We start from the raw sequence: 421 nt of genomic DNA, 5'->3' as shown, positions 1-421 counted from the left end.
ATGATTAAAAGAGACAGGTTCCGAAACATGCGACTAAAGCTTATATGGCAAGATTATTAAAACTAAGAAAAAAAGTCGCTATTTGCGAACAGCTTACCGCCCCTGGAAAACAAAAAGTTATCGAGCGCGAAGTTGTAGAAATTATAACTCCGGGAACAACAGTAGACGATGATTTTCTTGACAAAGGAAGCTCTAACTATCTGTGTTGTCTTGCATCTGGCAGAGCAGGGAATGTGCTTTCTTTTTCATACATTGATCTTTCAACAGGTGATTTTTTTTCGACAAGTTTCTCAAGCGATGGGATACTTCGCCAAGAGCTTGAAAGGTTATCCGTAAAAGAACTGCTTGTTCAAGAATCGCTTTTAGAAGAACAAAAAGAAATAGCGTCCGCAATTTACGACCGCCCGTCTGTCGTATTAAA

The 421-nt window shown here is 39.2% G+C and carries 1 protein-coding gene; it reads left to right on the top strand.

Annotation, left to right across the window (positions count from 1 at the left end; translation table 11 throughout):
• Window positions 1–44 precede the first annotated feature (44 nt).
• Window positions 45–421 (top strand): MutS N-terminal domain-containing protein (locus tag ACYVTD_RS17110; RefSeq protein WP_461248844.1); only part of this gene is annotated, 377 nt, incomplete at its 3' end.

The sequence above is a fragment of the Treponema sp. R6D11 genome (assembly GCF_054786075.1).
This window is presented reverse-complemented; position numbering and strand designations above follow the sequence as displayed.